This window comes from Streptomyces sp. NPDC048514 (assembly GCF_043199955.1).
Classification (GTDB): domain Bacteria; phylum Actinomycetota; class Actinomycetes; order Streptomycetales; family Streptomycetaceae; genus Streptomyces.
Genome location: NZ_JBICWT010000012.1, coordinates 101,310 through 126,679, shown reverse-complemented (window position 1 = coordinate 126,679; position 25,370 = coordinate 101,310). Strand labels below are relative to the sequence as shown.

At 71.5% G+C, this 25,370-nt stretch carries 19 protein-coding genes; 6 read left to right on the top strand and 13 right to left on the bottom strand.

The window, feature by feature from the left end:
• Nucleotides 1-12 precede the first annotated feature (12 nt).
• Nucleotides 13-1,401, bottom strand: a complete 1,389-nt coding sequence (locus ACGFT2_RS26405; protein WP_393282449.1) for a M16 family metallopeptidase — start codon at nt 1,399-1,401, stop codon at nt 13-15.
• Entirely contained in the window at nt 1,398-2,792 is a 1,395-nt protein-coding gene (locus ACGFT2_RS26400; protein ID WP_393282446.1) for a M16 family metallopeptidase, read from the bottom strand. Before ACGFT2_RS26400 ends, ACGFT2_RS26405 begins: the two co-directional genes overlap by 4 nt.
• Nucleotides 2,793-3,110: 318 nt before the next feature.
• On the opposite strand from ACGFT2_RS26400, the gene ACGFT2_RS26395 reads away from it, so the two are divergent.
• Nucleotides 3,111-5,570 carry a DNA topoisomerase (ATP-hydrolyzing) subunit A gene (locus ACGFT2_RS26395; RefSeq protein WP_393282443.1) on the top strand — a complete coding sequence of 820 codons (2,460 nt, stop codon included), beginning with the start codon at nt 3,111-3,113 and terminating at the stop codon, nt 5,568-5,570.
• A gap of 130 nt (nt 5,571-5,700) precedes the next feature.
• Here the strand turns inward: ACGFT2_RS26395 and ACGFT2_RS26390 are convergent, their stop codons facing one another.
• Entirely contained in the window at nt 5,701-6,942 is a 1,242-nt protein-coding gene (locus ACGFT2_RS26390) for a CobW family GTP-binding protein (RefSeq protein WP_393282440.1), read from the bottom strand.
• Between the two features lie 202 nt (nt 6,943-7,144).
• Nucleotides 7,145-8,311: a citrate synthase/methylcitrate synthase gene (locus ACGFT2_RS26385; protein WP_393282437.1), complete on the bottom strand. Its 1,167-nt coding sequence runs from the start codon at nt 8,309-8,311 to the stop codon at nt 7,145-7,147.
• Nucleotides 8,312-8,423: 112 nt separating this feature from the next.
• On the opposite strand from ACGFT2_RS26385, the gene ACGFT2_RS26380 reads away from it, so the two are divergent.
• The 4 genes from ACGFT2_RS26380 to ACGFT2_RS26365 all read left to right on the top strand — a co-directional run bounded on the left by ACGFT2_RS26380 (nt 8,424) and on the right by ACGFT2_RS26365 (nt 13,518).
• A complete protein-coding gene (locus ACGFT2_RS26380) occupies nt 8,424-9,680 on the top strand; it encodes a citrate synthase (protein WP_393282434.1) in 1,257 nt (418 codons plus the stop codon).
• A gap of 66 nt (nt 9,681-9,746) precedes the next feature.
• A complete protein-coding gene (locus tag ACGFT2_RS26375) occupies nt 9,747-10,688 on the top strand; it encodes a sucrase ferredoxin (RefSeq protein ID WP_393282431.1) in 942 nt (313 codons plus the stop codon).
• A gap of 446 nt (nt 10,689-11,134) precedes the next feature.
• A complete protein-coding gene (locus ACGFT2_RS26370; protein ID WP_393282428.1) occupies nt 11,135-12,841 on the top strand; it encodes an ATP-binding protein in 1,707 nt (568 codons plus the stop codon).
• The gene (locus ACGFT2_RS26365; RefSeq protein ID WP_393282426.1) at nt 12,838-13,518 is read left to right on the top strand and encodes a response regulator; all 681 of its coding nucleotides are present in this window, start codon (nt 12,838-12,840) and stop codon (nt 13,516-13,518) included. The genes ACGFT2_RS26370 and ACGFT2_RS26365 overlap by 4 nt, the downstream gene beginning before the upstream one ends.
• Before the next feature lie 23 nt (nt 13,519-13,541).
• Here the strand turns inward: ACGFT2_RS26365 and ACGFT2_RS26360 are convergent, their stop codons facing one another.
• The 6 genes from ACGFT2_RS26360 to ACGFT2_RS26335 form a co-directional block, all read right to left on the bottom strand.
• On the bottom strand, nt 13,542-15,134 hold the full coding sequence (locus ACGFT2_RS26360; RefSeq protein ID WP_393282423.1) for a cation acetate symporter: 1,593 nt from the start codon (nt 15,132-15,134) through the stop codon (nt 13,542-13,544).
• Nucleotides 15,131-15,679 carry a DUF485 domain-containing protein gene (locus ACGFT2_RS26355; protein WP_393282420.1) on the bottom strand — a complete coding sequence of 183 codons (549 nt, stop codon included), beginning with the start codon at nt 15,677-15,679 and terminating at the stop codon, nt 15,131-15,133. Before ACGFT2_RS26355 ends, ACGFT2_RS26360 begins: the two co-directional genes overlap by 4 nt.
• 69 nt (nt 15,680-15,748) lie before the next feature.
• Nucleotides 15,749-16,432 (bottom strand): response regulator, encoded by a 684-nt coding sequence (locus tag ACGFT2_RS26350; RefSeq protein ID WP_393282417.1) that lies wholly within the window; start codon nt 16,430-16,432, stop codon nt 15,749-15,751.
• Nucleotides 16,429-17,580 carry a sensor histidine kinase gene (locus ACGFT2_RS26345; protein WP_393282415.1) on the bottom strand — a complete coding sequence of 384 codons (1,152 nt, stop codon included), beginning with the start codon at nt 17,578-17,580 and terminating at the stop codon, nt 16,429-16,431. Before ACGFT2_RS26345 ends, ACGFT2_RS26350 begins: the two co-directional genes overlap by 4 nt.
• Nucleotides 17,577-18,098 (bottom strand): DUF1453 domain-containing protein, encoded by a 522-nt coding sequence (locus tag ACGFT2_RS26340; RefSeq protein ID WP_393282412.1) that lies wholly within the window; start codon nt 18,096-18,098, stop codon nt 17,577-17,579. Before ACGFT2_RS26340 ends, ACGFT2_RS26345 begins: the two co-directional genes overlap by 4 nt.
• Before the next feature lie 365 nt (nt 18,099-18,463).
• Complete coding sequence (locus ACGFT2_RS26335) at nt 18,464-20,587, bottom strand: type IIA DNA topoisomerase subunit B (protein ID WP_393282410.1); 2,124 nt, start codon at nt 20,585-20,587, stop codon at nt 18,464-18,466.
• A gap of 443 nt (nt 20,588-21,030) precedes the next feature.
• Here ACGFT2_RS26335 and ACGFT2_RS26330 point away from each other — a divergent pair, with 443 nt between their 5' ends.
• The gene (locus tag ACGFT2_RS26330) at nt 21,031-21,261 is read left to right on the top strand and encodes a hypothetical protein (RefSeq protein WP_393282407.1); all 231 of its coding nucleotides are present in this window, start codon (nt 21,031-21,033) and stop codon (nt 21,259-21,261) included.
• Nucleotides 21,262-21,361: 100 nt separating this feature from the next.
• Here the strand turns inward: ACGFT2_RS26330 and ACGFT2_RS26325 are convergent, their stop codons facing one another.
• The 3 genes from ACGFT2_RS26325 to ACGFT2_RS26315 form a co-directional block, all read right to left on the bottom strand.
• A complete protein-coding gene (locus ACGFT2_RS26325) occupies nt 21,362-22,222 on the bottom strand; it encodes a serine protease (RefSeq protein ID WP_393282404.1) in 861 nt (286 codons plus the stop codon).
• Nucleotides 22,223-22,344: 122 nt separating this feature from the next.
• Nucleotides 22,345-23,886 carry an RNA polymerase sigma factor gene (locus tag ACGFT2_RS26320; protein ID WP_393282402.1) on the bottom strand — a complete coding sequence of 514 codons (1,542 nt, stop codon included), beginning with the start codon at nt 23,884-23,886 and terminating at the stop codon, nt 22,345-22,347.
• A gap of 451 nt (nt 23,887-24,337) precedes the next feature.
• Complete coding sequence (locus tag ACGFT2_RS26315; RefSeq protein ID WP_393282398.1) at nt 24,338-25,225, bottom strand: FadR/GntR family transcriptional regulator; 888 nt, start codon at nt 25,223-25,225, stop codon at nt 24,338-24,340.
• Between the last annotated feature and the right edge of the window lie 145 nt (nt 25,226-25,370).

Here is a 25,370-nt window from a genome sequence, read left to right as displayed (position 1 = left end):
CCGCGGCGACGGCTACTCGGCGGCGACGACGGTGACTTCGCCGATGCCCAGCGCCTCGACGGGAGCCTTGATCTGGGACGCGTCACCGACGAGGACGGTCACCAGCCGGTCCACCGGGAAGGCGTTGACGGCGGCCGCGGTGGCCTCCACCGTGCCCGTCGCGGCCAGCCGCTGGTACATCGTCGCCTGGAAGTCGTCGGGCAGGTGCTGCTCGACCTGGTCGGCCAGGGTGCTCGCCACGGCCGCCGCGGTCTCGTACTTGAGCGGTGCCACCCCGACCAGGTTCTGCACGGCGACGTCCCGCTCTGCGTCGGTCAGACCCTCCGCCGCGAGCGTGCGCAGCACCTTCCACAGGTCGTCCAGCGCCGGACCGGTGTTGGGGGTGTCCACCGAGCCGCTGATGGCGAGCATCGAGGCTCCCGAGCCGTCCGGGGCGGACCGCATGACCTGGCCGAAGGCGCGCACGCCGTAGGTGTAGCCCTTCTCCTCGCGCAGGACGCGGTCCAGGCGGGAGGTGAGAGTGCCGCCGAGGCAGTAGGTGCCGAGCACCTGGGCCGGCCAGACGCGGTCGTGCCGGTCCGGGCCGATCCGGCCGAGGAGCAGCTGCGTCTGCACGGCGCCGGGCCGGTCCACGATGACCACGCGCCCGGTGTCGTCGGCTGTCACCGGCGGCACCGGCCGCGGCTCGCCCGGAGTACCGGTCCACGCGCCCAGGGTGTCCCCGAGCAGCGCGTCCAGGTCGATCCCGGAGAGGTCGCCGACGACGACCGCGGTGGCCGTCGCGGGCCGGACGTGCCGGTCGTAGAAGGCGCGTACGGAGGCCGCGTCGATCTTCTCGACCGTCTCCTCGGTGCCCTGGCGCGGGCGGGACATGCGCGAGGTCGCCGGGAACAGCTCCTTGGAGAGCTCCTTGGCGGCCCGGCGGGCGGGGCTGGCCAGCTCGTGCGGAATCTCGTCCAGGCGGTTGCGGACCAGCCGCTCGACCTCGCTCTCGGCGAAGGCCGGGGCGCGCAGGGCGTCGGCGAGCAGGCCGAGGCCCTTGGCCAGGCGGGAGGCCGGGACCTCCAGGCTGAGCCGGACACCGGGGTGGTCGGCGTGCGCGTCCAGCGTGGCGCCCGCGCGCTCCAGCTCGGCGGCGTACTCCTCGGCGGAGTGCTGGTCGGTGCCCTCGGAGAAGGCCCGCGACATGATCGTGGCGACACCGTCCAGGCCGGCCGGCTCGGCGTCCAGGGGCGCGTCCAGCAGCACCTCGACGGCGACGACCTGCTGGCCCGGGCGGTGGCAGCTCAGCACCGTCAGGCCGTTGTCCAGCGTGCCGCGTCCCGGCGCCGGGAACGCCCACGGCTTGGCGTCGCCCGGCTCCGGCCGGGGGTGGAAGTCCATGGTGGCGAGCTCGGTCACTTGGCCGTCTCCTCGTTCTCGTTACCGGCCTCTACGGTCGCTTCCCGCTCCGGATCCTCCGGGATGCCGGTGTCCTCGACGGCCTCCGGGGACTTCGGCTCGTAGACGAGCACCGCGCGGTTGTCCGGTCGCAGGCGGGCCTTGGCGACCTCGCGGACCTCCTCGGGGGTCACCTCCAGGACGCGCTTGACGGCGGTCAGGGCGAGCTGCGGGTCCCCGAACAGGACGGCGAACCTGCACAGTTCGTCGGCGCGGCCGGCGACCGTGCCGAGCCGGTCCAGCCACTCGCGCTCCAACTGGGCCTGGGCCCGCTCCATTTCCTCGGGGGTGGGGCCGTCCGCGGCGAACCGGGCCAGCTCCTCGTCGATCGCGGCCTCGATGACCGGCACCTCGACGTCACCGGAGGTCTTCACGTCCAGCCAGCCCATCGAGGGCGCGCCGGCCAGGCGCAGCAGGCCGAAACCGGCCGCTACGGCCGTACGGTCGCGGCGCACCAGCCGGTTGTACAGGCGGGAGGACTCGCCCCCGCCGAGGACGGTCAGGGCGAGGTCGGCCGCGTCCGCCTCGCGCGTGCCGTCCTGCGGGAGCCGGTAGGCGGCCATCAGGGCGCGCGCCGGCACCTCCTCGACGACGACCTCGCGCAGCTGTTCGCCGATGACCTCCGGCAGGGCGCCGTCGCGGGGGGCGGGCTTGCCGTCGTGGGACGCGATCGAGCCGAAGTACTTCTCGACCCAGGCGAGGGTCTGCTCGGGGTCGATGTCGCCGACCACCGACAGCACCGCGTTGTTCGGCGCGTAATAGGTGCGGAAGAACCGGCGCGCGTCCTCCAGGGTGGCCGCGTCCAGGTCAGCCATCGAGCCGATCGGCGTGTGGTGGTAGGGGTGGCCCTCCGGGTACGACAGGGCGGTCAGCTTCTCGAAGGCGGTGCCGTAGGGCACGTTGTCGTAGCGCTGGCGGCGCTCGTTCTTGACGACGTCCCGCTGGTTCTCCATGGACTCCTCGTCCAGGGCGGCGAGCAGCGAGCCCATGCGGTCGGCCTCGAGCCACAGGGCGAGCTCCAGCTGGTGGGCCGGCATGGTCTCGAAGTAGTTGGTCCGCTCGAAGCTGGTGGTGCCGTTGAGCGAGCCGCCGGCGCCCTGCACCAGCTCGAAGTGGCCGTTGCCCGTGACCTGCGCCGAGCCCTGGAACATCAGGTGCTCGAAAAGGTGAGCCAGGCCGGTGCGCCCCTTGACTTCGTGGCGGGAACCGACGTCGTACCAGAGGCAGACCGCCGCCACCGGGGTCAGGTGATCCTCGGAGAGCACCACGCGGAGACCGTTGGCCAGCCGGTGCTCGGTCGCTGTCAGGCCCCCGGAGCCTGCCTCGGCCGTGGTCGTGTGACCCATGGGCATGTACGTCCCTTCGCGAGCGGAGGCGGTCGTCGAAACCGCGGTTTTCCTGCCGTTCCTGCCACTGTATGCAAAGCGTGCGGGGCCTCGGCGAAGTTCCCGCCGGACGTACGCCCACAGCGGATCGCGTAGCCTGCGTCCGACCCGTCTCCGGCCGCCTCCCCGGCACCGGACGGGCCCGCGGAGACCGGGTCGCGGCCCGGGTTGTCAGTACCGCGGTCCACAATGGTCCGCGACAGATCCGTCAATCGCTTCAGCAAGAGCGAACCGGGGGGTGCGCGCCCCCTCGGTGAGCGACCAGATCAGGAGGAGCCGGCAGCGATGGCCCGCCGCAGCACGAAGACCCCGCCGCCCGACGATTCGTTCGAGGAGAGGATCCTCGACATCGACGTCGTGGACGAGATGCGTGGCTCCTACCTCGAGTACGCGTACTCGGTCATCTACTCGCGCGCCCTGCCGGACGCCCGCGACGGCCTCAAGCCGGTGCATCGCCGGATCGTCTATCAGATGAGCGACATGGGGCTGCGCCCCGAGCGCGGCTATGTGAAGTGCGCGCGTGTCGTCGGCGAGGTCATGGGCAAGCTGCACCCGCACGGCGACGCGTCGATCTACGACGCGCTGGTGCGCATGGCCCAGCCCTTCTCCATGCGGGTGCCGCTCGTCGACGGCCACGGGAACTTCGGCTCGCTGGGCAACGACGACCCGCCGGCCGCCATGCGGTACACCGAGTGCCGGATGGCCGAGGCGACGAGCCTGATGACGGAGTCGATCGAAGAGGACACGGTCGACTTCACGCCGAACTACGACGGGCAGGAGCGGGAGCCGGTCGCGCTGCCCGCCGCCTTCCCGAACCTCCTGGTCAACGGCTCCTCCGGCATCGCCGTCGGCATGGCGACGAACATGCCGCCGCACAACCTGCGCGAGGTCATCTCCGCCGCCCGCCATCTGATCCGCTTCCCGAACGCCGACCTGGACGCGCTGATGAAGCACGTCCCGGGCCCGGACCTGCCCACCGGCGGCCGGATCGTCGGCCTGGACGGCATCCGCGACGCGTACGCGACGGGCCGCGGCACCTTCAAGATCCGCGCGACGGTCTCGGTCGAGACCGTGACCGCCCGCCGCAAGGGCCTGGTGATCACCGAGCTGCCGTTCGCGGTCGGCCCCGAGAAGGTCATCGCGAAGATCAAGGACCTGGTCAACGCCAAGAAGGTCCAGGGCATCGCCGACGTCAAGGACCTCACGGACCGCGAGCACGGCCTGCGCCTGGTCATCGAGGTCAAGAACGGCTTCGTGCCCGAGGCGATCCTGGAGCAGCTGTACAAGCTGACGCCGATGGAGGAGTCCTTCGGTATCAACAACGTGGCCCTGGTGGACGGCCAGCCGCTCACCCTGGGCCTGAAGGAACTGCTGGAGGTCTATCTCGACCACCGCTTCGACGTGGTCCGGCGCCGCAGCGAGTTCCGCCGCGGCAAGAAGCGGGACCGGCTGCACCTGGTCGAGGGTCTGCTCACCGCGCTGGTCGACATCGACGAGGTCATCCGGCTGATCCGGTCCAGCGAGAACTCCGCGCAGGCCAAGGAGCGCCTGATGCGGCGCTTCTCGCTGAGCGAGGTGCAGACGCAGTACATCCTCGACACGCCGCTGCGCCGGCTCACCAAGTACGACCGCGTCGAGCTGGAGGCGGAGAAGGAGAGGCTCACCGCGGAGATCGCGGAGCTGACCCGGATCCTGGACTCGGACGCGGAGCTGCGCAAGCTGGTCTCGACGGAACTGGCCGCGGTCGCCAAGAAGTTCGGCACCGGCCGGCGTTCGGTCCTGCTGGAGTCCGCGGGTGCCCCGGTGGCCACCGTGCCGCTGCAGGTCGCCGACGACCCGTGCCGGGTGCTGCTGTCCTCGACGGGTCTGCTGGCCCGTACGGCGACCGCCGAGCCGTTCCCGGAGGCGGCCGGCGCGAAGCGGGTCAAGCACGACGTGATCGTCTCGGCGGTGCCGGCGACGGCGCGCGGCGAGATCGGCGCGGTGACCTCGGCGGGCCGCCTGCTGCGGATCAACGTGGTCGACCTGCCGCAGCTGCCCGAGGCGACGGGCGCGCCGAATCTCTCCGGCGGGGCGCCGCTGGCCGAGTTCGTCTCGCTGGAGGGCGACGAGAGCGTGGTCTGCCTGACCACGCTGGACGAGTCCTCACCGGGCCTGGCCCTCGGCACCGAGCAGGGTGTGGTGAAGCGTGTGGTGGCCGACTATCCGTCCAACAAGGACGAGTTGGAGGTCATCACCCTCAGGGACGGCGACCGGATCGTCGGCGCGGTGGAGCTGCGCACCGGCGAGGAGGACCTGGTGTTCATCACGGACGACGCGCAACTGCTGCGCTTCCAGGCCTCGATCGTGCGTCCGCAGGGCCGTCCGGCGGGCGGTATGGCGGGCGTCAAGCTCGCCGAGGGTGCGAAGGTCATCTGCTTCACGGCGGTCGACCCGGCGACCGACGCGGTGGTGTTCACGGTGGCGGGGTCGCGCGGCACGCTGGACGACTCGGTGCAGACGACGGCCAAGCTGACCCCGTTCGACCAGTACCCGCGCAAGGGCCGGGCCACCGGCGGCGTGCGCTGCCAGCGGTTCCTGAAGGGCGAGGACTGCCTGTCGCTCGGCTGGGCGGGCCCGGTCCCCGCGCACGCGGCGCAGAAGAACGGCACGCCGGTCGAGCTGCCGGAGCCGGACCCGCGCCGGGACGGCTCGGGCACCTCGCTGCCGAAGACGGTGGCGGTGGTCGCGGGTCCGGTGCTCTAGGCGGCGTCCCGGGCGGGCTGCTCCAGGCGGCATCCCGGCCGGACTGCTCCAGGCGGCGTCCCGGGCGGGCTGCCCCAGGCACTGTCCCGGCCCGGCCTCGGCTGCTCGAGGCGCTGTCCCGGCAGGTGGTCTAGGCGGGCGGATCCTCCAGGTCCGCCTCGTCCGGGCCGGCCACCCCGCCCGGCGCCGCCTCCTGCGGCCCCTGCACATAGCGCAGGACGCCCCACATGCCGTGCTCGTCGGTGTGCGGGGCGTCGTTCTCGCACTCCCTCAGCTCCTTGCCGAGGGCGTCGGCGTCGATACCGGAGCCGATCAGCACCAGTTGGGTGAGGCGGGTGTCAGCGGGCGTCCAGGGCTCGGGGTAGAAGCGAAGGAACCGGCCGACGGCGTGCACCGCGTACCGGTTGGCCGTGTCGTACGGCCCGAAATCGACGTACCCCTTGATCCGGTACAGGCCCTCGGGCCGGCTGTCCAGGAACCGCATGAGTCGCCGGGGCTCCATCGGCATATCAGAGGTGAAGGGCAGACTGTCGTACCCCGTGTGCAGGTGGGGGCCGTGGTCGTGTGTGGTGTGGACCTGTCCGGTGTGGTCCCGTCGGGTGTGGACCTGCCCGGTGTGGTCCTGTCCGGTGTGGTCCTGTGCGCTGCGGCCGTGCGCCGGGTACTCGTGGCCGGTGTACTCGTCGCCGGTGTGCTCCTGGCCGGCGTCCGCCGGCGCCGTGCGGTCGTGCAGGTCGTCGAAGGACAGCTGACCGATGCGCTCCTCGCTCGGCCTGCAGTCGAAGAGGAACTCGGGGTCGATGCGGCCGTAGGTGGCGGGGACGACGGCGGTGCGGTCGGTGAGCGAGCGGACGAGCCCCAGGACCCGGTCGGCGTCGTCCGCGCGGTCGAGCTTGTTGACGACGACGAGGTCGGCGAGGGCCAGGTGCCGGTCGATCTCGGGGTGCTTCGCACGCGTGCCGTCGAACTCTGCGGCGTCGACGACCTCGATCAGCCCCCCGTAGACGATGCGGGGATGCTCACTGGCGAGCACCATCCGCACGAGCTCCTCCGGTTCGGCGAGCCCGCTCGCCTCGATGACGATCACGTCGATGCCGACGGCGGGCGCCGCGAGCCGGTCGAGATAGACGTCCAGTTCGCCGGCGTCCACGGCACAGCACAGACAGCCGTTGCCGAGCGAGACGGTCGAGTCGCCGAGCGCGCCGGCCACGGCCATCGCGTCGATCTCGATGGCCCCGAAGTCGTTGACGATCGCCCCGATGCGGCTGCCTCCGCTGCGGTGCAGCAGGTGGTTGAGGAGCGTGGTCTTCCCGGAGCCCAGGAATCCGGCGAGCACGACGACCGGGATCTGCTGCGGACTGCTGCTCCCCAACGGACGGCCTCTTTCCTACGGTTCCACATGGATCCCCCTCCGCGCACCGGCCGGCTCGGGCCCGGCGCCGGGACGGGGATCGACTACGCGACCAGCATACGAGCGGGCGGATCCGCGGCGCGCCGGCCACCGGCACCGCGACCACCGGCTCCGATCCGGCTCACCCGGCCACCGGCACCGCGACCACCGGCTCCGATCCGGCTCACCCGGCCACCGGCACCGCGACCGGCGGCTCGGGCCCGACGTAGCGTGCCACCGGGCGAATGATCTTCGGATCGGCCGCCTGCTCCAGGATGTTGGCGCTCCAGCCCACCACGCGTGCGGCCGCGAAGGTGGGGGTGAACATCTCGCGGGGCAGACCGCACAGCTCCATGACCACGCCCGCGTAGAACTCGACGTTCGTGTGGAGTTCGCGGCCCGGCTTCAGTTCGGCGAGTATCGCCTCCACCCGGCGTTCGACCTCCACGGCGAAGTCCACGCGTGGGCCGCCGAAGGACTGGGCCGTCTCCCTCAGCATCCGCGAACGGGGGTCCTCGGTGCGGTAGACGGCGTGCCCGAAGCCCATGATCCGGTCCCCGGCGAGCACTCGCTGCCGGATCCAGGTGTCGATCCGGTCCGGCGTGCCGATCGCGTCCAGGGTGTCCAGGGCCCGGCTGGGAGCACCCCCGTGCAGCGGTCCCGACAGCGCACCGACCGCGCCGGCCAGGCAGGCCGCGACGTCGGCCCCCGTGGACGCGATGACCCGCGCGGTGAAGGTTGACGCATTGAATCCGTGATCAATGGTTGAGATGAGGTATTGCTCGACCGCACGGACCCGACGCGGGTCCGGTTCCGAACCCGTCAACATGTACAGGTAGTTGGCCGCGTAGGAGAGATCCTCGCGCGGCTCGACCGGATCGAGGCCCTGCCCTAGCCGGTGCAGCGCGGTGAGCAGCGTGGGCACGACCGCGCAGACCGCCACGGTGTCGTCCCGACGCCGGCCGGCGTCGACGTCGTACACCGGCCGGAGCCCCCGTGCCGCGCCCAACAGCGACAGGGCCGTGCGCAGTCCGGCCAGCGGGCCTGAGACCCGGCCGGCCGCGGCGATGGCCGGCAGCGCCGCGCGCACTTCCGCGGGCAGTGTCCGCAGCGCCGCGGTCTCGGCGGCGAACGCGGCGCCGCGCCGCGCGTCCGGGAGTTCGCCGTGCACCAGGAGGTGCCAGACGTCCTCGAAGCCCCGGGTCCGCGCGAGTTCGACGGCCGAGTACTGGCGGTAGTGGTAGAAGCCCTCGGTCCCCCGGACGTCACCGATGCGGGTCTCGGCGACGACGACACCCGCGAGACCGCGCGGTGCGTCGATGAGGGGCGTGGCGGTCCTGTTGATGGCCATGATTCTCCTCCCTGGACTTGATCAGACTGTCCATGCTTGACTGATTGCCTGTCAATATTGATCAATCAATGTAGATCCATCAAGGTGTGCAGAGGCGGCTACGGTGACCCCCATGCGCGATCACGAACCCGTTCCCGGCCGCCTCGAGGGGCGGCTGACCACCAAGGAGACCGCCGAGGTGCTCGGCGTGAAGCCCGAGACGGTCTACGCGTACGTGAGTCGCGGCCTGCTCAGCAGCCGACGCGAACCCGGCGGCCGGGCCAGCACCTTCGAGGCGAAGGAGGTGGAGGCCCTCGCCCGGCGCAACCGGCGCGAGGCCGCCGGGGGGCCGGGCTCCGGGAGCGACCTGTCGGTACGGACCCGCATCACGCTCATCGAGAAGGACCGGTACTTCTTCCGGGGCGTCGACGCCGTGGAGCTGGCCTCCCGGCATTCCTACGAAGAGGTCGCGGAGTGGCTGTGGACGGGCCGGCTGACCCCGGGCGTGACGTTCTCTGCACCCGGGACCACCGTCCGGGTCGCCCGGCGTGCGGTGGACGCCCTGTCCGAGCACGCCTCCCCCTCCGACCGTCTGCGGGTGGCGGCGATCGCCGCGGCCGCCGAGGACCCGCTGCGCTTCGACCTGTCCGAAGAGGCCGTGCTGAACACGGCGCGCCTGCTCATCCCCACACTCGTCGCGGCGCTGCCCCCCGCCCCGCACGGCCACCGGAGCGACGGCCCGCTGGCCCACCGGCTCTGGGGCCGGCTGACCGGCCGTCCCGCCGACGAGGCCTCCCTGCGCGTCCTGGACACCGCGCTGGCCCTGCTCGCCGACCACGACCTGGCCGCCTCCACCCTCGCCGTCCGCGTCGCGGCCTCGGCACGCGCGCACGCCTACGCGGCCGTCTCGGCCGGTCTCGGCGTCCTGGAGGGCCCGCTGCACGGCGCCGCCAGCGGACTGGCCCACCGCATGCTGCTCGACGTGCTCGACCAGGGCACAGCGGTTCCGGTGATCGCCGACGAACTGCGCGCGGGCCGCCGCGTCCCCGGTCTCGGACACCGGCTCTACGCCGGCGAGGACCCTCGCGCCCGCGTGCTCTTCGGCCTGCTGGAGCAGGTCCCGCGCGCGGAGCCCGCGCTGCTCGCCGCCCGCGACATCGTGGCCACGACCGCACGGCACACTCCCCTGCACGCCAACGTGGACCTGGCCCTCGCGGTGTTCACCGCCTCCTGCGGGATGCCGGCCACGGCAGGCGAGACGATCTTCGCCGTCGCCCGGACGGCGGGCTGGATCGCGCACGCCATGGAGGAGTACGGCGAGCGGCCGCTGCGCATGCGGCCCAGCGGTCACTACGTCGGCCCGCGACCGCCGCAGCCCCTGCCGGAGTAGGGCACGGGGCAGGTCGCGGGCACGGCCGGAAGTCGCCCTGGGCAGGCTCAGGTTAGGCTCACCTCTGTGAGTAGGTGTGCCACCGTCTCCCGGGGCCTCGACGAGCCCGTCTCCGGTACCGCCGCCACGGCGACGACATGGCTGCTGCTGGAACAGCCCGGCCCGTGGGGTGCCAAGGCGCTCACCTCGAGCCACCTGGACCCCGCGCTGGGCCGCGCCCTGGAGGCCGCGGCGAAGGGCACCGGTGTGCGCGTCGCGCTCATCCGGCGCCCGGGGCGCCACGCCGACCCCGGGCCGCCTCCGATCCGGCGGGTGTACGCCGCCCACACCGTTCCGGGCCGGGTGTGGCTGCACAGCACCAGCACCCGCGATCCGCGGCGGCTGCTCGAACTCGACTTCGCCGCCCTCGGCGCGGGCGACCACCGCTCCTTCGGCTCGGTGCTCGGTGGCCGTCCGGACCGCGGCGACCCCCTCGCGCTCGTGTGCACCAACGGCAAGCGCGACCGCTGCTGCGCCCTCCTGGGCCGCCCCCTCGCCGCGGAGCTGATCGCCTCCGGGGTGCACGGGGTCTGGGAGGTCACCCATCTGGGTGGACATCGCTTCTCGCCGACGGTGCTCGTCCTGCCGTACGGCTACGCGTACGGCCGCGCCGAGGCACACACCGTCAAGGAGGCCCTGCACGGCGTCCAGGAGGGCCGCGTGGTCGTCGAGGGGTGCCGCGGGTGCTCCGCCTGGGAACGGCCCGGCCAGGCGGCCGAGCTGGCCGTCCGGTCGGCTGCGGGCGAATACCGGGCAGGCGTGCTGAACGTCCTGCGTACCGACGGGGCGGCCCCGCGCTGGGAGGTCACCGTCGGCCACGCCGACGGCCGCCGCTGGCGGGTCAGCGTGGCACAGGCGGCGTCGCTGCCGCCGCGCCCGGAGAGCTGCGGCGCGGCGGTACTGGGCACTCCCGCGCGGATGGACGTGGTGGCGGTGCGCGAGGTACGACCGACGGAACCGGCCCGCTGAGCGGCGCTCGCGCACGAGGTGCGACCGATGGCGCCGGCCTGTGGCACGCCGTTGCGCGGGCGCGCGAGGTACGACCGACCGACGGAACCGGTCTGCTGAACGCCATCGGACGGGCGCGTGACGTACGACCGACCGACGGACGGAACCGGCCCGCTGAACGCCACCGGGCAGGCGCGTGACGTACGACCGACGGCGCCGGCCTGCCTGAACGCCACCGGGCAGGCGCGTGACGTACGACCGACGGCGCCGGCCTACCTGAACGCCACCGGGTCTGCGCGTGACGCACGACCGACGGCGCCGGCCTGCCGAGCGGCGATCTGCGTCAAGCTCGCCGAGAGGGGTCCGAGCCCCCGCCGGGACGAGTCGCCGTTGCCCCGAGAACCGGCCAGGAGATCCACGCCACACCCCCTGGGGTGCGTCGGTGCCCGACACGTACCGTCGGGGGCATGAGCCCCACCTCCCCCGCCCGCCGTCTGCGCCTGGGTCTGCCGCGGCGGGTGTTCTCACAGGTGCTGCTGATGCAGGTGGCGATCGCCGCGGGAGTCGCGGTGCTCGCGACCGGACTGTTCCTCGCGCCGCTGAGCAGGCAGCTGGACCAGGAGGCCATGCGGCGCGCGCTCGCCATCGCCGCGACCACCGCCCAGGACCCGCAGATCGCCGAGGGGGTCCGCGCCACCCGGCCGACCGCGGACGGCCCGGTGCAGCGGGAGGCGGAACGGATCCGGCGGGCCACCCACGCCGAGTACATCGTGGTGCTGGGCCGGGACTGGGTGCGCTGGTCGCATCCCACGGCCTCCCGGATCGGCCGGCGCGTCTCCACCGACCCGACCGACGCGCTGGCCGGCGACGAGGTCATGGAGATCGACAGGGGCACCCTCGGACGCTCGGCGCGCGGCAAGGTGCCGCTGTACGACGCGGACCACCGCATCGTCGGCGCGGTCTCCGTCGGCATCGCCTACGACAGTGTTCGGGCGCGGCTGATCAGTGCGATCCCCGGGCTCTTCGCCTACGCCGGGGGCGCTCTCGCGGTGGGCGCGCTGGCCGCCTGGCTGATCTCCCGCAAGGTCCAGCGGCAGACCCGGGACCTGGCCTTCTCCGACATCTCGGCGCTGCTCGCGGAGCGCGAGGCCATGCTGCACGGCATCCGGGAGGGTGTGGTGGCCCTCGACCACGGCGGCCGCGTCCGCCTCCTCAACGACGAGGCCCGGCGGCTGCTCGGCATCGGCGACGAGGCGGTCGGGCGGACCCCGGACGAGGCGCTCGGCGCGGGCCGCACGACGGACGTCCTGGCCGGCCGGGTGGCCGGCACCGATCTGCTCACCGTGCGCGGCCGGCGCGTCCTGGTCGCCAACCGCATGCCCACCGACGACGGCGGCGCCGTGGCGACGCTGCGCGACCGCACCGAGCTGGAACAGCTGGGACGGGAACTGGACTCCACGCGCGGCCTGATCGACGCGCTGCGCGCCCAGGACCACGAACACGCCAACCGCATGCACACGCTGCTCGGACTGCTGGAACTGGAGATGTACGACGACGCGGTGGAGTTCGTGGGCGAAGTGGTCGGCGACCACCGGGTCACCGCCGAGCAGGTCACCGAGAGGATCCACGACCCGCTGCTGGCCGCGCTGCTGGTGGGCAAGGCGACCGTGGCCGCCGAGCGCCAGGTCGCCCTGCGGGTGTCGCAGCGGACCGGCCTCCCGGACCGGCTGATCGACCCGCGGGGCCTGGTCACGGTCGTCGGCAACCTCGTGGACAACGCCCTCGACGCGGTCGCCGGCACCCCGCACGCGCGCGTGGAGGTCGAGTTGCGCACCGAGGGCCGTACGGTCGTCCTGAGGGTGCGTGACACGGGCCCAGGAGTCCCGGCGGACCAGCGGGAGCTGATCTTCACCGAGGGGTGGTCCACCAAGGCGCCGCCCGCGCACGGCCAGCGCGGCATCGGGCTCTCCCTGGTGCGCCGGCTCGCCGAACGGCAGGGCGGCAGCGCGCGCGTGGACGGGGCGGACGGCGGCGGTGCGGAGTTCACCGTGATCCTGCCCGAGGCGCTGACCGAGCCCGGGCCGAATCCGGCACTCTCCCGGACCGCCGAGCCCGCCGAGTCCGGTACGGTCCCCGCGAACGTCCCGGCCACCGCCGAGGAGGAGACCCGGTGATCGAGGTCCTGGTCGTCGACGACGACTCCCGGGTGGCCCGGGTCAACGCCGCCTACGTGGAGAAGGTGCCCGGATTCCACGTGGCCGGCGAGGCTCACGACGCGGCGGAGGCGTTGCGCCAGGTGGAGACCCTGCCCCGGCTCGACCTGGTGCTGATGGACCACTACCTGCCCGACGGCACGGGGCTCGCGGTCGTACGGGAGATGCGCCGGCGCGGTCATCAGACCGACGTGATCATGGTGACCGCGGCACGGGACGTGACGACCGTCCAGGCCGCCATGCGGCACGGGGCGCTGCAGTACCTGGTGAAACCGTTCGCCTTCGCCGGGTTGCGGGCGAAGCTGGAGGCGTACGCCGAACTGCGGCGCACCCTGGACGGCGGCGGTGAGGCCGAACAGGCGCAGGTCGACCGCATCTTCGGCGCCCTGTCCGCCGCGTCGGAGCCGGGGCTGCCGAAGGGGCACTCCCCCACCACGGCCGAACTGGTGCGCCAGGCGCTGATGAACGCCGAAGGCGCGCTGTCCGCCCAGGAGATCGCCGAGCGGACGGGAGTGAGCCGGCAGACCGCCCAGCGCTATCTGAAGCTCCTGGAGCGCACGGGACGGGCCCGGCTGACCCTGAAGTACGGCGACGCGGGCCGCCCGGAGCACCGTTACGTCTGGGCCACCCGCGGCTGAGCGGACGGCCGCGCCCCCTCCTCCTACACGGCTCCCGCCCCGGTCAGCGACCGCACCTCGGTCTCGGCGTACTTGGCCTCGTCCGCGACCTCGTCCGAGGTGACCGTGCCCAGCCAGCCGGCGAGGAAGCCGAGCGGAATGGAGACGATGCCCGGGTTCTGCAGCGGGAAGTACTGGAAGTCGATGTCCGGGAAGAGTGAGCCCGGGCTGCCGGACACCACCGGGGACAGCAGCACGAGCCCGAGCGCGGGGACCAGCCCACCGTACACGGCCCACACCGCGCCGCGTGTGGTGAAGCCGCCCCAGAACAGCGAGTAGAGCAGCACCGGAAGATTCGCCGACGCGGCGACCGCGAAGGCGAGCCCGACGAGGAAGGCGACGTTCAGATCGCGGGCCAGCAGACCGAGCGCGATCGCGACGACGCCGATACCGACCGCCGCGAAGCGCGCCACCGCCACCTCACTGCGGGCCTTGCGGTCGGGGCGCCGCAGCGACGCGTACAGGTCGTGGGCCACCGAGGCGGAGGAGGCGAGCGTGATGCCGGCGACCACCGCGAGGATCGTGGCGAAGGCGACGGCGGCGACCACCGCGAACAGAACGGTTCCGCCGGTGGAGCCCGCTCCGCCGCCCAGATCGAGGGCGAGCAGCGGGACGGCCGTGTTCCCGGCCGCGTTCGAGCCGCGCACGGCCTCCGGGCCCACGACGGCCGCCGCCCCGAACCCGAGGACGATCGTCATCAGGTAGAACCCACCGATCAGGCCGATGGACCACACCACGGAGCGGCGGGCGGCCCGCGCCGTGGGCACGGTGTAGAAGCGGGACAGGATGTGCGGCAGCCCCGCCGTGCCCAGCACCAGGGCGAGCCCGAGGCTGATGAAGTCGAGACGGGCGGTCCAGGTCCCGCCGTACTTCAGGCCGGGCGCCAGGAACGAGTTCCCCTCACCACTGCGCTCCGCGGCCGTGACCAGCAACCGGTCGAAGTCCCCGTGGAAGCGGACCAGGACGAGAACGGTCAGCGCGACGGTCCCGCCGAGCAGCAGAACCCCCTTCACGATCTGGATCCAGGTGGTGGCACGCATCCCTCCCAACGTCACATAGATCACCATGAGCGCGCCGACGCCGATGACCATCCAGGCCTGGGCGGCACCGCTCGACCGCCCCAGCAGCAGCGCCACCAGGCTGCCCGCCCCGACCATTTGCGCCACCAGATACAGAACGGACACCGTGACGGAGGAAGTTCCCGCGGCGATCCGCACAGGGCGCTCGCTCATCCGCGCCGCCACCACGTCGGCCAGCGTGAACCGCCCGCAGTTGCGGACCAGTTCGGCCACCAGGAACAGCACGACCAGCCACGCCACGAAGAAGCCCACCACATACAGCAGCCCGTCGTACCCGTACAGCGCGATGAGCCCCGGGACCCCGAGGAAGGAGGCGGCCGACATGTAATCACCCGAGATGGCAAAACCATTTTCCATCGGGGAGAACAGCCGGCCACCCGCGTAGAACTCCTCCGCCGAGCCATGCCGCTTGCGGCTCACCCAGGTCGTGATGCCCAGGGTGATCGCGACGAATCCGCTGAACAGCAGCAGCGCGAGGGTCTGGTGGCCGCCCGTCACGAGGCACCTCCCTGCGCGCCGCGGGTCAGTTCCTGGGTGTCCCAGCGCAGTTCCAGCGCCGCGCGGTCCCGGCGCAACCGGGCGTGCCGGGAGTAGGCCCAGGTGAGCAGGAAGGTGCTGAGGAACTGTCCGAGTCCCGCGAGCATCCCCACGTTCACCGCGCCCGCCACGGGGTAGGCCATGAGCCCGGGCGCGGTCGTCGCCATGACCACGTATCCCACGTACCAGGCGAGGAAGGCGATGACGCCGGGCACCACGAACCGTCGGTACCTGGCCCGCACTTCCTGGAAGGCCTCGCTGCGCTGCACCTCTACGTACACGTCTCGGGCCCGCACATCTGCTCCGCTTCGCTCCCGGCGAGCGGACGGCACGGCCGGTACCGGCCTGCCGATGCCGTCCGGTTCGCCCCAGCCGGTGGCCAGGGCGTCGTACCAAGGGTCCTCGTACCTGATGTCGCGGGCGGGCGCGCCGTGCTCTTCCCGTTGCTCGGGGGAGCTCTCCGGACCGTCCCCGACTCCGTGGGCACGGTCATTGCTTGACTGCATGCCCAAGGATGGACAGATCGGGAAGTTCCCTGACTCTTCTTCCCCCGGGTCTTCACCCCATCAGGTGATTCAGCGGGTGGGCGGGCGCACCAGCCCCTTGCCGTAGGCGTAACGCACCGCCTGTGCCCGGTCCTTGAGTCCCGTCTTGGCGAAGAGGTTGTTGATGTGTGTCTTCACGGTCGCGGTGGAGACATGCAGTCGGCGGGCGATCTCCTGGTTGGTGAGGCCTTCGGCGATGAGTACCAGGACCTCGGTCTCACGCGCGGTCAGCCCGTCGGGCGCCTCGGTGGCCGCCGGTCCCGGCTCGGGCTGCGAGAGCCGCTCGAGCAGGCGGCGCTGGATGCTCGGCGACAGCCCCGCGTCCCCCGACAGCACGCTCTGCACCGCCCGTACGATCTCGTCGCCGCCCGCGTCCTTGGTCAGGTAGCCCCGCGCCCCGGCCTGCAGGGCTGGGAACAGGGATTCGTCGTCCGCGTACGTGGTCAGCACCACGACCTGGGTGCCGGGGTACTGGGCCCGAATCCGCCGGGTGGCCTCCACGCCGTCGCAGCGGGGCATCCTGAGATCCATCAGGACGACGTCCGGGGCGACTTCCCCGACGAGGCGCACCGCTTCCTCACCGTCGCCGGCGGCACCGACGACCTCCACCCCGGGCAGCAGACCCAGCAGCATCACGATGCCCTCGCGGACCACGGTCTGATCGTCGACGACCACCACCCGTGCCGGCTTCTTCTCCTCCTCAGTCCGCGTCATACGGGCACCTTCAGCGTCACCACGAACCCCTCCTCGTCCGGTCCCGCGGCCAGCGAACCGCCGAGCAGCTCGGCGCGCTCACGCATACCCAGCAGACCGTACCCGCCTCCGGAGGCGGTGAGTTCGCCCGGTGAGCCGCCCGAGTCCCGCACGTCCAGCGTCACTTCGTGCTCGCTGTAGTCGAGCCGCAGGAGCACCTTGGCGCCTTGCGCGTGCTTGCGGATGTTCGTCAGTGCCTCCTGCGCGACCCGGCGGACGGCCTGGGAGGCTTCGGCCGGCAGGGGTCTGCGCTCACCCGTGACGGTGACCTCCGCGTTGCCCGCCGGGCTGACGAGTTCGGTCAGGAAGTCCTCCAGCGGGGTCAGCTCGCCCCGCAGGGCGGACAGCGCCTGCCGGGTCTCGGCGAGGCCGTCGCGGGCCATGCCGCGGGCGGCCACCACGCGCTCGAGGATCCGCTCACGCTCGGCGCCGTTCTCGATCAGCAGCCGGGCCGCCTCCAGATGCACGAGCTGGGCCGAGAGGCTGTGGGCGAGCACGTCGTGGATCTCCCGGGCGATCCGGGCCCGCTCGGTCAGGGCTGCGGACTCGGCCTCGGCGGCAAGAGCGGCCCGCTCCTGGGCGAGCAGCCGTTGGGCGCTGCCCCGGGCCTCGGCGTCCAGGCGCAGCACGTAGCCGGCGAGCGCCATGCCGGCCACGGTGACGGCGGTGGTCAGCCAGGCGTCGTTGTCGAACGCGCAGTACGCGGTCAGTGCGATCGCCGCCAGCGGGCCGGCCACGGCGAGCGGGAATCTCTGCAGCGCGCTGACGCCGCAGGCGCAGAAGATCACGAGAGCGGCGATCCGGAATCCTGTGGCCTGGGCGGCGACCGCGATGGCCAGGAGTACGCCCATGAGCGCCAGGGATCGCAGCAGCCGGTGCTCGTAGGTCGTCCAGAAGACGGCCCATGCGGCGAGCACGGCGACGACCACTCCCACAGCCGCCGCGAGCGCTCCCCAGATTCCGACGTGCCGGTGGCTGAACGCGCTCCACAGAAGCACTGCGCACGCCGACAGCCTGACGGTCCAGCCCAGCACGCGCCGTGGCCGGGTGATCGCCTCGCGGCCGAGAGCCTCGCGCGAGGGCCAGCGGGTCCAGGCGTTCTCGGTCACACGCTCTCCTTCCACGCCAGCCCTTTGCCGTCACCGTACGCCGTGGCGTGACGGCTCGCGGTGCCCTCGGACTGCGCCCGCCGGACCAGGATCGCGCCGCGGACCAGCAGGGTGCCGGCGAGGCCCAGCATCAGGCCGGCGCTGTCCTGGTGCAGGCCGAGCCAGGCGCCGAGGCCGAAGACAGCGGCTCTCAGGGCGATGCCCCCGACCCACACGGCACCGCTGGCCCTGGTGCTCTTGGTCCACACCACGCCGTCGGTGGCCGTCCACACGCGGGTGGTCAAGGCCCAGCCGGCACCGGTGGCCAGCCCTATGAGCAGCTCGACGGCGAGCAGGACGGCGGATTCGACGCGGTGGTGGGTGTCGAGGATGCCGGGCTCACGCAGTGCTACGACGGTGAGGATCACGGGCACCAGCCACCAGCGCCGGTCCGTGGTGATTGCGCGTGCGCGGAACTGCCGCACGATCACGGCGCCGACGACGGCCACGATCACGAGCGCGTTGACGAGCCCGGACATCAGAGCCTCCGTGAGCGAGAAGGTGGTGCCGGAAGCGAGGACTGCCGGCGCCTTCGAAGTTACGGAGATTCCCAGGTCAGGAGATCGGCGCGGGGGTGGATCACGGGTGGATCCGGACAGCGGCGGGTCTCCACCCGGGGGTGGAGCGCCCGGGGATCGAAGGTGCGGCGACCGGGATCGATAGGCGCCCGGCAAAGGCCCACGGGCGGCCGGCCGGGCTCCGCAGGCGGCCGGCCGGGCACGAAGAGTCCGGCCCGCTCGAAGAGGCAGGCCCGAAGGGTCACACCCGCCGGGGCCGACGGGCCGACGGGCCCGTCGGGGCCGCCTTCCGGCGGCCCCGATCGGCGGGAAGCCGGCGAAGCCGGCTACGCGTCGATGCGCGAGCGGTCCAGCGTCGCCGCCGAGCTGGAGATGAACTCCTTGCGCGGTGCCACGTCGTTGCCCATCAGGAGGTCGAAGACCTGCTCGGCTGCCTCCAGGTCGGAGAGGTTGATGCGGCGCAGCGTGCGGTGGCGGGGATCCATCGTGGTCTCGGCCAGCTGGTCGGCGTCCATCTCGCCCAGGCCCTTGTAGCGCTGGATGGAGTCCTTGTACCGGACGCCCTGGGTCTGGAACTCCATCAGTTTGTCGCGCAGCTCACGGTCGGAGTACGTGTAGACGTACTTGTCCTGCCCCTTCTTCGGCTGGACGATCTCGATGCGGTGCAGCGGCGGCACCGCGGCGAAGACGCGGCCGGCCTCGACCATGGGCCGCATGTAGCGCTGGAACAGCGTGAGCAGCAGACAGCGGATGTGAGAGCCGTCCACATCGGCGTCGGTCATCATGATGATCTTGCCGTAGCGGGCCTGCTCGATGTCGAAGGTGCGGCCCGAGCCCGCTCCTATGACCTGGATGATCGCGCCGCACTCGGCGTTCTTCAGCATGTCGGTCACCGATGACCGCTGCACGTTGAGGATCTTGCCGCGGATCGGGAGCAGTGCCTGGAACTCGGAGTTCCGGGCCAGTTTGGCCGTGCCGAGCGCGGAGTCGCCCTCGACGATGAACAGCTCGCTGCGGTCGACGTCGTCGCTGCGGCAGTCGGCCAGCTTGGCCGGCAGGGAGGAGGACTCCAGGGCGGTCTTCCGCCGCTGGGCGTCCTTGTGCTGCCGGGCCGCGACGCGGGTACGGGCGGCCGCCACCACCTTCTCCATGACGACCCGGGCCTGGGCCGCGGCGTCACGCTTGGTGGCGGTCAGGAACGCCTTCAGTTCCTTGGTGACCACGCTGTTAACGATGCGACGGGCCGCCGAGGTGCCGAGGACCTCCTTGGTCTGTCCCTCGAACTGCGGCTCGGCCAGGCGCACGGTGACGACCGCGGTGAGGCCTTCCAGGGCGTCGTCCTTGACGATGTTGTCCTCGGCCACGCGCAACATCTTCTTGGCGCGCAGGACGTCGTTCATCGTCTGGGTGAGGGCCTGCTCGAAGCCGGCGACGTGGGTGCCGCCCTTGGGCGTGGCGATGATGTTGACGAAGGACCTGAGCGTGGTGTCGTAGCCCGTGCCCCAGCGCAGCGCGATGTCGACGCCAAGCTCGCGGGTGACCTCCTTGGGCGTCATCTGGCCGTGCTCGTCCAGGACCGGAACGGTCTCCTTGAAACTGCCCTGACCGGAGAATCGGACGACGTCGCAGACCGGCTTGTCGTTCGCCAGGTACTCGCAGAACTCGCTGATGCCGCCGTCGAAGCGGAAGGACTCCTCGCCCTTGCTGCCGCCCTCGCCGAGCCCGAACTCGTCGCGGACGACGATGGTCAGGCCGGGCACCAGGAAGGCGGTCTGGCGGGCCCGCTGGTGCAGGGTCTCCAGCGAGAGCTTGGCGTCCTTGAGGAAGATCTGCCGGTCGGCCCAGTACCGCACGCGCGTGCCGCTGCGGGTCTTGGGGATCTTCCTGATCTTGCGCATGCCGCTCTTGGCCTCGAACCTGGCCTCCTGGCCGGCACCGGCGAAGGCGCCGGGGACGCCGCGCCGGAAGCTGATGGCGTGCACCTGCCCACCGCGGTCCACCTCGACGTCGAGACGGGCGGAGAGCGCGTTCACCACGGAGGCACCGACGCCGTGCAGACCACCGGACGCGGCGTAGGAGCCGCCTCCGAACTTGCCGCCGGCGTGGAGCTTGGTCATGACGACCTCCACGCCGGACAGTCCGGTCTTGGGCTCCACGTCCACGGGGATGCCGCGGCCGTTGTCCCGCACCTCCACGGAGCCGTCGTCGTGGAGGACCACCTCGATGTGGTCGCAGTAGCCGCCGAGGGCCTCGTCCACGGAGTTGTCGATGATCTCCCACAGGCAGTGCATCAGGCCGCGACTGTCCGTCGAGCCGATGTACATGCCAGGGCGCTTACGCACGGCTTCGAGGCCCTCGAGGACGAGCAGGTGCCGCGCGGTGTAGTTGGAACCGTCCCGGTCTGCTCCTGCCAGCAGCGCTGTGGACGGCACGGACGTATCGGCGGTCACGCGGTTCGCTCCTCGCTGAATTTCAGATGGCCCCCTTCTGGGTAAGGGGTCGGCTTCGGTCGCCGCTCAGAGGGTACCGAGGCCTGGTAGAGCCGGTGTAACGCCACCCTCGTCGGGAACCCACACTAATCCAAGCTCGCATATCTGTTCGATCCCTCGATGGGGTGAAGTACACATCACGTTCCCTTGGAGGCATGAACCATTTAGGCTCCGGGCACGTCCTCATGAACAAACCGGCAAGCCAGCCGGGAGGATCAAGACCCCCCAAACCGCGCGAACCCGTAAGCACTCCAGACACGCACTACGGCACATTCGCCGCCAACCGGCAGCAGACAGCCGCCACGGAAAGATTTTTTCGAGGAAAAGCCACGAGCGGGAACGTTTTCGGGCTGGTTGGATGTTGACCCTGGTACGACAGCTCGTCGAGCTAGAGAAGAGGCGACGTGACTACTGTTCTGACCCCCGCGAGCCCGCTGACGGCCGCCGATCGCTGCGACCGCTGCGGCGCCCAGGCCTACCTGCGCGTGGTCCTGCTCAGCGGCGGAGAACTGCTCTTCTGCGCCCACCACGGTCGCAAGTTCGAGCCGGAACTCAAGAAGATCGCCGCTGAGATACAGGACGAGACGGAGCGACTGACGTCCGCCCCGGACACCGCTTCGGAAGAAGAGCGCTGAATCTCGCACACACGACGAGCCAGCCCCGGCACAGGCCGGTGAACGGGCGGCCGCTCCCTCCCTAGGAGCGGCCGCCCGTGCTCATGCCCGCGTGCGGCCCTCAGGAGCGGCTGTACGGCCTCCCCGGGCCCTCAGCTCCCGGTCGCAGGGCCCGGACGACCTCGGAGACGCGCGTGTAGACGCCAGGGCTTCCAGGCCGTCCACAGCCGCTCCCCCACGACACCAGCCCGATCAGCCGCCCGCCGGCCACCAGCGGGCCGCCGCTGTCGCCCTGACAGGCGTCCGGGCCTCCGGTGGCCTCGCCGGCGCAGAGCATGGTGTCGGCCTGGTAGGTGCCGTCCGGTCCGCCCGGATAGGCGCGGGAACAGAGATCGTCGGACAGCACGTGCAAGCGTGCCGCCCGAAGCCGACGCGCGTAGGCACCCCCTCCGGTGATGTCGCCCCAGCCCGACACCGTGGCCTCGGTACCCGGCGCGTAGGCGGGGTCGCCCGCGCCCGCCATGGTCACGACCGCGGACTGCGGCAGCTCCCCGGCGAGTGTGAGCACGGCGAAGTCGCCGGAGTTGGTCGCACTGTCGTACCCGGGGTTGACCTGGACGTCGCGGACGGCGACCTCGTCTCCCTCGTCCGCCAGCAGATCCGTACGGCCCGTGATGACCTTGAGGTCGTCCACGAGGTCCGGCGGGGCGCCCAGGACCTCCTCGGCCATGCAGTGGGCCGCGGTGAGCACCGCGGTGCGCGAGATGGCCACGCCGCCGCAGAACTGGCCCGCCCGCGTACCTCCGAACCGGTCACGGCTGGACAGCGCCACCGTCCACGGAGCCTGCGAAATCTTGATCGGGAACCCCCCCACCACCACGCTGTCGGCGGCGGCAGGAGCCGCGCCCATCAGGGGTATGACGGTCATCGTGGCCGCCAGGGCCAGCGGCCGGATCAGCGCCCGGACAACGGAACCACGCATGCGAGATCCTTACTCTGGGGTACTTCTGGAACACCCAGAGTCATCCAGTGCGTCGTGGCTCGCAGCACGAAGGCCCGGCCCCCGCGAGGGGAACCGGGCCTTCGCCGTCGTGAGGCCGCAGCCTAGTCGAGGTAGTCGCGCAGCACCTGCGAACGCGACGGGTGGCGCAGCTTCGACATGGTCTTGGACTCGATCTGACGGATGCGCTCACGCGTCACCCCGTAGACCTTGCCGATCTCGTCGAGGGTCTTCGGCTGACCGTCGGTCAGGCCGAACCGCATGGAGACGACGCCGGCCTCGCGCTCGGACAGGGTGTCCAGGACGGAGTGCAGCTGCTCCTGCAGGAGCGTGAAGCTGACGGCGTCGGCGGGGACGACGGCCTCGGAGTCCTCGATGAGGTCACCGAACTCGCTGTCGCCGTCCTCGCCGAGCGGGGTGTGCAGCGAGATGGGCTCGCGGCCGTACTTCTGGACCTCGATGACCTTCTCCGGGGTCATGTCGAGTTCCTTGGCCAGCTCCTCCGGGGTGGGCTCGCGGCCCAGGTCCTGGAGCATCTGGCGCTGCACGCGCGCGAGCTTGTTGATGACCTCGACCATGTGCACCGGGATACGGATGGTGCGGGCCTGGTCGGCCATGGCGCGGGTGATCGCCTGACGGATCCACCAAGTGGCGTACGTGGAGAACTTGTAGCCCTTGGTGTAGTCGAACTTCTCGACCGCGCGGATCAGACCGAGGTTGCCCTCCTGGATGAGGTCCAGGAAGAGCATGCCGCGGCCGGTGTAGCGCTTGGCCAGGGAGACCACCAGACGGAGGTTGGCCTCCAGCAGGTGGTTCTTGGCGCGGCGGCCGTCCTCGGCGATGATCTCCAGCTCGCGCTTGAGCTTCGGGGCGAGCTTGTCGGCGTTGGCCAGCTTGTCCTCGGCGAACAGGCCCGCCTCGATGCGCTTGGCCAGCTCGACCTCCTGCTCGGCGTTGAGCAGGGGGACCTTGCCGATCTGCTTCAGGTAGTCCTTGACCGGGTCGGCGGTGGCGCCGGCGGCGGCGACCTGCTGGGCGGGCGCGTCGTCCTCGTCCTCGTCGGACAGGACGAAGCCCGCGCTCTCGGCGCCCTCGGGTTCGTCGGCGACCTTGGTGTCCTCGAGGACCTCTTCCTCGGGGATCTCGCCGTCGTCCTTCTTGCCCGTGGTCTTCTTGGCGGCCGTCTTCTTCGCGACGGCCTTCTTGGCTACGGCCTTCTTTGCGGTCGCCTTCTTGGCGGCGGCCTTCTTCGCGGGCGTGGCTTCCTCGGCGGAATCGGCATCGTCCGGGGCGGCGGGCACGGCCGGGGCGGCCGTGGTGGCGGTGGCCTTCCGGGTGGTCACCGTCTTCGCCGCGACCGTCTTGGTGGCGGTGCGCTTGGCCGGGCTCTTCGCTGCGACGCTCTTTCGGGTGCGCTTGGGCTCTGCGGCACTGACCATCAGCGTCACACCCTCTTCCTCAAGGATCTGGTTGAGGCTGCGCAGTACGTTCTTCCACTGAGTGGCCGGAATCTGGTCAGCTTCGAAGGCCCGACGCACATCGTCGCCGGCGATCTGCCCCTCAGCCTTTCCCCGCTCAATGAGCGCCATGACAGAGACGGACTCGGCGATCTCCGGCGGGAGCGTACGGGATGTGCTGGCCGACACGAACAACCTCTCGGAACGTTGGAAAACGGCTTCCGGCATCGTCCGGTGCGGACGGGAGCCGACCACCGGCCTGGGGATGGGCCGACGGAGCGGGCGGCGCCGGGAAGATGCACAGCGCCTGTCATGGCGTCCGTATTCCCTCCGCGGCTGTCACCTCTTAGGTCATCGCACTGCTCCCGCGAGCGTTACGCCCAATCCGCGTGGCCCGAGTCACACCCCGTAAGCGTTCAAAAACGGTCGGAAATGGGCAGACCGAGACTTTGGTGACGCACTCCCGGCCAGTGAACAGCACCACGGCGGCCCGTCGCACCGCCGGACCCGCCGGCTCCAGAGGATCCGGCGGGTCCGGCGGGGTCCGGTACCCAGGGCCGGCGTGGCCTCGAGAACCGGTCCGGCGCGGCTAGGAGAACGAGGACGCCGCACACCGGCGACCGCACCGCCTCGTCACGGGTCAGTGCTCGCGCGGGGCGGGAACCACGCGCTCCACCTCGGGGTGGACCGTGAGCAGCTGGCGCATGGCCGACTCCGCGGCCGTGCCGTCACCGGTGCCGAGGGCGTCCACGATCCGCGCATGCTGCGCGAGGGACGCCTCGTTGGGCCGGTCGCAGCCGGTCACCGGGCCGCCCGATACCTGAAGGGCCGACGAGACGATCCCGGAGAGGTGCTCCAGCATGCGATTGCCGGCGATCTGAATGAGCATCCCGTGGAACTCGTTGTCCGCACGCGAATAGGTCAGGGCATCACCCTGCGCCATGGCGTGGCTCATGATCTCGACCATGTCGCACAGGCGCTGCTGCACCTCCTCGCGCCCGTGCCCGGCGGCGAGGCGGGCTGCGAGCGGCTCGATCGTCCAGCGCAGCTCGTTGAGCTCACGGCGCTGGTCGTCGCGCTGCGGCCCGAAGGCGCGCCACTCGATGATGTCCGGGTCGAGAAGGTTCCAGTCACTGACGGGACGCACGCGCGTGCCGACGTTGGGGCGGGCGCTGACCAGCCCCTTGGCCTCGAGCACGCGGAGGGACTCACGGACGACGGTACGGGAGACCTCGAACCGCTGGCCGATCTCCTCGGGCACCAGGGGGCGGTCCGCACCCAGGTCGCCGGAGACGATCATCTGCCCCAGCTGCTGTACGAGTTGTCCGTGCAGCCCGCGCCCGCGGCTGCCCGTGGCACGCCGGCCGACGCGGCCCAGCTCCGGCTCCGTGCCCTCCCAGGAGGGCGCTCCGACGCGGTCGGCCATCGGGGCCTCGGCGTAGGGGTAGCGGTCGAGATCGCCCGAGCCGGTCAGACCTGAGTCTGCGGGGCGGGCGGCGGTCATCATGGTGTGCGCAAGGGTACTCACGGATCCTTTGTCGGCGTCGTCTCCAACTCCCTTGAGGTCTTTGGTGAAAAGCACACGAAAGGGTGATCGCTCACACCGTCGCAATTGACGCCTTATCGGAAAGAAATGTGCTTTCTGCGGGGAGTTGTGCGCACCACGGGACCGG

What these genes read in the sequence shown, in the direction of transcription:
- ACGFT2_RS26355 (WP_393282420.1), bottom strand. Translation starts at nt 15,679, where the DNA reads ATGCAGTCAAGCAATGACCGTGCCCACGGAGTCGGGGACGGTCCGGAG.
- ACGFT2_RS26350 (WP_393282417.1), bottom strand. Translation starts at nt 16,432, where the DNA reads ATGACGCGGACTGAGGAGGAGAAGAAGCCGGCACGGGTGGTGGTCGTC.
- ACGFT2_RS26395 (WP_393282443.1), top strand. Translation starts at nt 3,111, where the DNA reads ATGGCCCGCCGCAGCACGAAGACCCCGCCGCCCGACGATTCGTTCGAG.
- ACGFT2_RS26370 (WP_393282428.1), top strand. Translation starts at nt 11,135, where the DNA reads ATGAGCCCCACCTCCCCCGCCCGCCGTCTGCGCCTGGGTCTGCCGCGG.
- ACGFT2_RS26385 (WP_393282437.1), bottom strand. Translation starts at nt 8,311, where the DNA reads ATGGCCATCAACAGGACCGCCACGCCCCTCATCGACGCACCGCGCGGT.
- ACGFT2_RS26325 (WP_393282404.1), bottom strand. Translation starts at nt 22,222, where the DNA reads ATGCGTGGTTCCGTTGTCCGGGCGCTGATCCGGCCGCTGGCCCTGGCG.
- ACGFT2_RS26400 (WP_393282446.1), bottom strand. Translation starts at nt 2,792, where the DNA reads ATGCCCATGGGTCACACGACCACGGCCGAGGCAGGCTCCGGGGGCCTG.
- ACGFT2_RS26340 (WP_393282412.1), bottom strand. Translation starts at nt 18,098, where the DNA reads ATGTCCGGGCTCGTCAACGCGCTCGTGATCGTGGCCGTCGTCGGCGCC.
- ACGFT2_RS26380 (WP_393282434.1), top strand. Translation starts at nt 8,424, where the DNA reads ATGCGCGATCACGAACCCGTTCCCGGCCGCCTCGAGGGGCGGCTGACC.